5 protein-coding genes and 1 pseudogene are annotated in these 6,000 nt (G+C 68.9%); all 6 read left to right on the plus strand.

Going from position 1 to position 6,000, the window contains the following annotated elements:
- The first annotated feature begins 108 nt into the window (after positions 1-108).
- Positions 109-696, plus strand: coding sequence for a hypothetical protein (locus AC08OT_RS06900; protein ID WP_476592244.1), 588 nt, complete (start codon positions 109-111; stop codon positions 694-696).
- Positions 697-937: 241 nt separating this feature from the next.
- Positions 938-2,212: pseudogene (locus AC08OT_RS06905) on the plus strand (FtsK/SpoIIIE domain-containing protein); the annotation flags it as partial.
- Positions 2,213-2,370: 158 nt separating this feature from the next.
- Positions 2,371-2,571 (plus strand): hypothetical protein, encoded by a 201-nt coding sequence (locus tag AC08OT_RS06910; protein ID WP_476592245.1) that lies wholly within the window; start codon positions 2,371-2,373, stop codon positions 2,569-2,571.
- Positions 2,556-3,788 (plus strand): hypothetical protein, encoded by a 1,233-nt coding sequence (locus AC08OT_RS06915; RefSeq protein ID WP_476592246.1) that lies wholly within the window; start codon positions 2,556-2,558, stop codon positions 3,786-3,788. The genes AC08OT_RS06910 and AC08OT_RS06915 overlap by 16 nt, the downstream gene beginning before the upstream one ends.
- A gap of 604 nt (positions 3,789-4,392) precedes the next feature.
- Positions 4,393-4,596, plus strand: coding sequence for a hypothetical protein (locus AC08OT_RS06920; protein ID WP_476602643.1), 204 nt, complete (start codon positions 4,393-4,395; stop codon positions 4,594-4,596).
- On the plus strand, positions 4,586-6,000 hold a 1,415-nt coding region (locus AC08OT_RS06925), incomplete at its 3' end, for a LysM peptidoglycan-binding domain-containing protein (RefSeq protein ID WP_476602644.1). The genes AC08OT_RS06920 and AC08OT_RS06925, both read left to right, overlap by 11 nt.

Consider the following 6,000-nt stretch of genomic DNA (forward strand, 5'->3'; position numbering starts at 1 on the left):
TCCCCTGTAGCCGTCACGCCCCGGCAGCTCCCGGCCTGGGTCGCTCCCGATGTCCCCGCCGTCATCGCTCTAGCCGAGCGGGGAGTGCTCGGCGTCACCGGTCGGGGCATGTTGCCGCAGCTTCTCGGCAGCTGGCTCGTCATCCAGGCCGCTGTCCTGCACAGCCCTCGCGATCTCCGGATTTGCCTGCTGATCGGGTCCACAGGCTTCGTCGATGCCTGGCGATGGATCCGCTGGCTGCCGCACTGTCGGCCGTTGGTACAGGAGAAGACCATTTTCGTTGGAGCCGACGAGGTCAGCCGCTCCCGCCGGATCGCCGAACTGACATCCTTGATCGAGAGTCGCTGCGCCCATCCGCCCGAGGCGCCCAGATCCGACCCCGACATCCTGGTCGTGCTGGACGGGGCCCGGATACTGCGCTCCGTCCCCGGAATGACGACCGTGCTACGCGACGGACCGGCGGTCGGCATCCACGTCATCTGCCTGGAAGCCGACGTCCGGGACCTTCCGCCCGAATGCCGAGCCGTTGTCGAACAGGACGGCGACGAGTTGTTGATGCGGCAGGACCGGTCAGCCGTGATCAGACACGTCTGCCCAGACCTCATCGGTCTCACCGGCCGGCCCGGTCTCACCGACCATGCCGGAGCACCGACCGTCGATGCCGCGGGACTGGACCTCCGCGGCCGGCTGGTGTGAGTCGGTCGCCAGAGCCCTGACGCCGCTGCGCGACGCCGGTGACCACGACTCCGAGAGCCTTCCCTCCGCCGTCCGACTCCTGGACATCCTCGGCGCCGACCCACCCACGCCGAAGGTGATCCAAGATTTCTGGTCATCGGTGCCGCAGCCGCCCCGGGGCACGGCGAGCAGGGCGGTACCAGTCGGGATCGGTTAGGGTAGGAGGTTCACGATCGATCTCTCTCGCGACGGGCCACACGGGCTGGTCGCTGGCACGACCGGGGCGGGAAAGTCCGAACTGCTGCAGACGATCATTGCTGCGCACGCCGTAATGTACCGCCCGGACAAAATGATCTTCGTGCTGGTCGACTACAAGGGAGGCAGCGCGTTCGCCGAGTGCGCCGCTCTTCCCCACACCGTCGGTATGGTCACCGACCTCGATCCGCACCTGGTCCGACGCGCGCTGAGCTCGCTCACCGCCGAGCTTCGCAGACGGGAACGGATGTTGGCCGCGGCCGGAGCGAAGGACCTCGACGCCTTTCGACGTCTGCTCCCTCATCCCATCGGGCGTCCGACGATTCCCCGCCTGCTTCTGGTCGTCGACGAATTCGCCACGCTAGCCCGCGAACTACCCGCATTCGTCGCCGGATTGGTCAACCTGGCCCAACGCGGACGGTCGCTCGGGATCCATCTCCTGCTGGCCACCCAACGCCCCGCGGGGATGGTGTCACCGGAGATCCGGGCGAATACGAACCTGCGCATCGCGTTGCGGGTCACCGATGCGGCGGAGAGCGAGGACGTCGTCGGCTGCCCGGACGCTGCTCTGATCAGTCCGGCCACCCCCGGTCGGACGGTGGTACGCACCGGCCCGGGCATCACGACAGCCGTTCAGACCGGGTGGATCGGTGGACCGGATCCGGTCACCAAACCAGGCGGAGACGGCTCGTCCGGAATCCCTGCGCCCAGGGTCACCCCGCTACCGTGGCCGGAACCGGGTGACGCTCCACGTCGGGATGCCGACACGTCCCAGGCGGTGCCGGCGCCATCGTACGGACCGCCGTCGGAAGACGTGTCCCTGGCAGAGCCGCGCACCGACCTGGCTGCTCTGGTCTCGGCAGTACGGGAGGCCTCGACGAGGCTCGGGATCCCTCCGATACCCAGTCCGTGGCTTCCCCCGCTCCCTGAGCGGATTACCCTCGACGCCCTCGTCGGGGCGACCGCCGGCCGCACCGACCCGAGCGACCACACCAGCCCGAGCGACCACACCATCGCCGCGGATGGCGACGGTCACCATCCGGCGGACTCCAGCGGACGCCCTGGGCTCCACGCGGACGGTCTCGTTCGGCTCCCTCCCGTTGCCATTGGGCTGTCCGATCACTGTGACCGTCAGCTTCAGCTGCCCTTCACGATCGATCTGGAACACGGCGGCCACCTCATGATCGTCGGCTCGCCACGAACCGGGCGCTCGACCGTGTTGCGCACCGCTGCCGGCGCCCTCGCCACCGCCCTGCCCGTCGGCGAGCTCCATCTCTACGGACTGGACTGCGGCGGCAACGCCCTGGCACCCCTCGCGGACCTGCCGCACTCCGGTGCCGTGGTGAGAGCCGGGACGATCCCGAGCGGGTCACGAGGCTCCTCGCCCGTCTGGCCAACGAGATCAGCGAACGGCAGACGATCCTCTCTCGGAAAGGCTTCATGGATCTTGCCGAGGCCCGACGGTCGTGGCGGCCGCCCCCCGGCGATGCGGGCGACGCCATGCGCCCATCGCCGTACCTGGTGCTGCTCGTCGACAGGTTCGAAGGATTTCTGGCCGCCTTTGAGGACGTCGACGGAGGGATCTCGTCGACCAGCTTCTGCGGCTGTTGCGCGAAAGTCAGGCGGTGGGCCTACGAGTGATCATCACTACCGATCGACGAGGGTTGATCGGGCGGCTGGCGTCGCTCGTCGACGAACGATTACTCCTGCGGATGGCCGACCCTTCCGACTACGCGCTCGCTGGCCTGTCCCCCTTCGACATGCCCGGGACGCTGTCCGCCGGACGTGGGGTCGCGGTCGGAGGCCGGTTCCCCAGTCCCGTGGAGACACAGATCGCGCTGCTCGACGCGGACCCCACAGGCCAGGCTCAGGTTGCGGCACTGCGGGCGGTGGGCTCTCGGGCGATGTCCCAGGCGGGCCGATCTGTGGAGGTGTCGCGAAGGCCGCCGGATCGCTTCGATCGTCGTCCCTTCCGGATCGACGCGCTGCCCTCCCTCGTCACATCCGAGCAGATGGAACGCACGCCCGGGCGGTCGCGGAGATCCGCGGCGGCGGCCATGCGTCCAGAAAATCGATCTTCGCTGCACGTGCCGATCGGAATCGGAGGGGACGAGCTGGAGATCGTCGAGGTGGATCTGGATACCGACGGCCCCAGTTTCATGATCAGTGGCCCGCCACGGTCCGGGCGCAGTTGCGTTCTACTCACGCTGGCGTTGTCACTCCTCACCGATGGTGCCCGAATCGTCGCGTTGACGCCGCGTCCGTCTCCCCTTCGTTCCCTCGCCCACCGACCCGGCGTCGTAGCCATCCTGGACGGGACCATGAACCTCGTGGAGGAGGCGGGAAGCGACGGCACCTGCCATCGCGGCGGCCGCGGGCGGGGGGAGTTAGCCGTCACGCCGGAGACCCGTCGGACCGACACCATCCGGTCGCTGACCGACCTGCCAACCGGCCTGTCAGGGGACGAACCTCTGGTCGTCCTCGTCGACGACGCCGAGCTGGTCGGTGAACGGGCCGCGGCCGAGCTGGCGGCCTTCTGGCAGGCCGCACGCGACGGCGGCGGCGTGTTGATCGTCGCCGGTACGACCGAGGAGCTGCTGGGCCAGTACCGCGGATTCCTCGTCGACATCCGCCGCGGTGGGTACGGGCTGCTCCTGGCCCCGGGGCGGCCGAGCGACGGCGAACTGCTCGGAGTCCGGCTGTCCCGCACGATCGGCGGCCCCGCGCCTCCAGGTCGCGGGGTGCTGGTGCGCCGCGGAGCCGTCCTTCCCGTCCAGGTCGCCTGTCCCCCGACATCCGACCTGCTCGCGTCCCCCTCTGCTCGAGTCCCGAGAGGAACAATGCCGTGCGAACCGTGACCACACCGGCGGCCCAACAAGCGGCCGGGCGGATAAGCCGACAGCTACCCGATCTGCAGGCAACCACGACAAATCTGATCAATCATGGCAACACGTTGGAATTCGTAATGAAGTAATTAATGCAAGCCAATATGCGTCTTCGCAGGTCACGGGCTCGCGAGGACCCCGAAGTGAACAAGTTATTTTATTCCGAATCCTAACTCAACGTAAGAATAAATTTGAACATTTAGTACTAGAATGGCATTAGATGCCCACCTTGGGTAATAAACTGTAGATCTTTCATCCCGAAATTTCCTCTACGCAACCGCACTGGTACGATTACAACGAGTTTGTCCCTCTGTCGCCGTCCAGGCACAGCAGCGCGAGGAGGCCGGGTGCTCACTGCACGGGATCGGCGTGCGGACATCCAGGCAGTTCGGCGCCGCTCCCACGAGTTCCCTCGGCTCGCCCCGGTCCAGAGCCTGGAGCGCCGGCATCCACGGCGGAGACATGCCGTCGACCGGATCCAGGTAATGGTCACAAGAAGGTCAGGGAACTGCTGCTTCGCCCTGGAAACCGGTCTCCAGCGACCTAGCATGAGCGCCACGCAACCGGGCACGAGGCCGTGCCCGGCGTGCCCATGCGCCCGACCCTGCGCCTGATCGGGGAGGTTCATGTCCACGCCGCTCCCGCCACCATCGACACCACTTCGATCCGCGCGGCCGTCCTCGCCGCCGGCATCGATGGCGTCCGCCTCGCCGGCGGCGGCACCGCGGTCACGACGGCGGCTTTCGCATGCTGGCAACCCTCCCCATCGGATGGTCGATGACAGGCCCGGGAGTGTGCCGGCCCGCCAGCCGGTGCCGGTAGTCTCCGCGGAGCTGCGGTCTCGGGAACGGCTGCGCGCCGCCGGGGCCATCGCTGCGATCGCCGGTGTCGTCCTCGGCGTCCCGGTCGTACTGATCCTGGTACTGGGTCCACCGCTCCAGAGCGGGGACGGGGCCGGCGCGGTCGTCCGAGCCATCCTGTCCCTGCTCTTCTGGGCCGCCTGGCTGCACTTCACCGCCTGTCTCGTCGCGGAATGCCGGGCCGAGCTGCGCGGTACCGGCCTCGCCCCGCGGATACCGCTGGGCGGCGCCCCCCAGAACCTCGCCCGCCGTCTCGTCGCCACATCCGTGTTGTTCTCCGGGACGACGATTCTGGTCGCTCCGATGACATACGCCCGGGCCCCCGCCGTTCCGCCTGCGCCCGGCCGGATGGGGACGGCGATGCCGGTATCGACGACCTCGGCGGCCCTGGTCGCTCCGCGGCCGGCTCCGGACGACAGGGCGCCCGCGCTCACGAGGGGTGATCGGGCTCCGGTGGCCACGACAACGGATCCCGGCGCCAGCACACCGACCCGGCGGACCTGGCCGTCACGGTCGGAACCGGGGACCGGCCCGGCTGGCCCGGCTGGCCCGGCTGGCCCGGCTGGCCCGGCTGGCCGCATGACACCGCGCGTCTGCCACGCCGAGTTGATCAGTCCGATCGCGGACCCGAACGGCCGGCTCGCGTCCAACGGGCGCGTGATGAAGCTCTACGAGGTGCGACCTGCCGAGGGGCGCCACCACGACACCCTCTGGGGCATCGCGGAGCGCTTCCTCGGTGATGGTCTACGGTATCGGGAGATCTTCGACCTCAACGAGGGTCGCGCCCAGCCGGACGGCCGCACGCTGTCCAAGCCATCGCTCATCCATGCCGGCTGGGTGCTGCTGCTGCCCGCCGACGCGCAGGGCGAGGGCCTGCAGGTACTGCATGTGCCGGACTCCGTCCCGGGATGGCCTGCCACCGAAACAGGTACCGCGCCCCCCGCCCCCGGCGGCTACGACCTCGCTGACCTCGACAACCACGGACCCGGCAACCCCGGCCTCGATGATCCAGAACCCAGCTATCCCGATTTCGAAGACCCCGAGCCGGGGGACGGCGACGGTCGTCTCGGCACCTCTCGTGCGCTGGCGGTCCTGGATGACGCGGCTGCGGTCGTCTCGGCGCAGCACACCGCGGTGGTCACCGGTGGCCCCGCTACACCCGGCCTTCTCGCGTCCGACCCCTTCGGACCGTCCTCTCAGGGTCTGCTGGGGATAGCAGCCGCCAGCCTGCTCGCCGCCGGAGTCATGGTGGCGTTGTCCACACGCCGGTCGGGGCCGGCGAGCCCCCCAGAGGACGAGACAGAGCGCGCGCTGCTCCTAGGTCT

The sequence above is a fragment of the Frankia sp. CgJB1 genome (assembly GCF_977947065.1).

Bases quoted from the DNA above. Each gene is read 5' to 3' on its own strand.
- AC08OT_RS06900 (WP_476592244.1), top strand. From the start codon at position 109: ATGTTGCCGCAGCTTCTCGGCAGCTGGCTCGTCATCCAGGCCGCTGTC.
- AC08OT_RS06910 (WP_476592245.1), top strand. From the start codon at position 2,371: ATGGATCTTGCCGAGGCCCGACGGTCGTGGCGGCCGCCCCCCGGCGAT.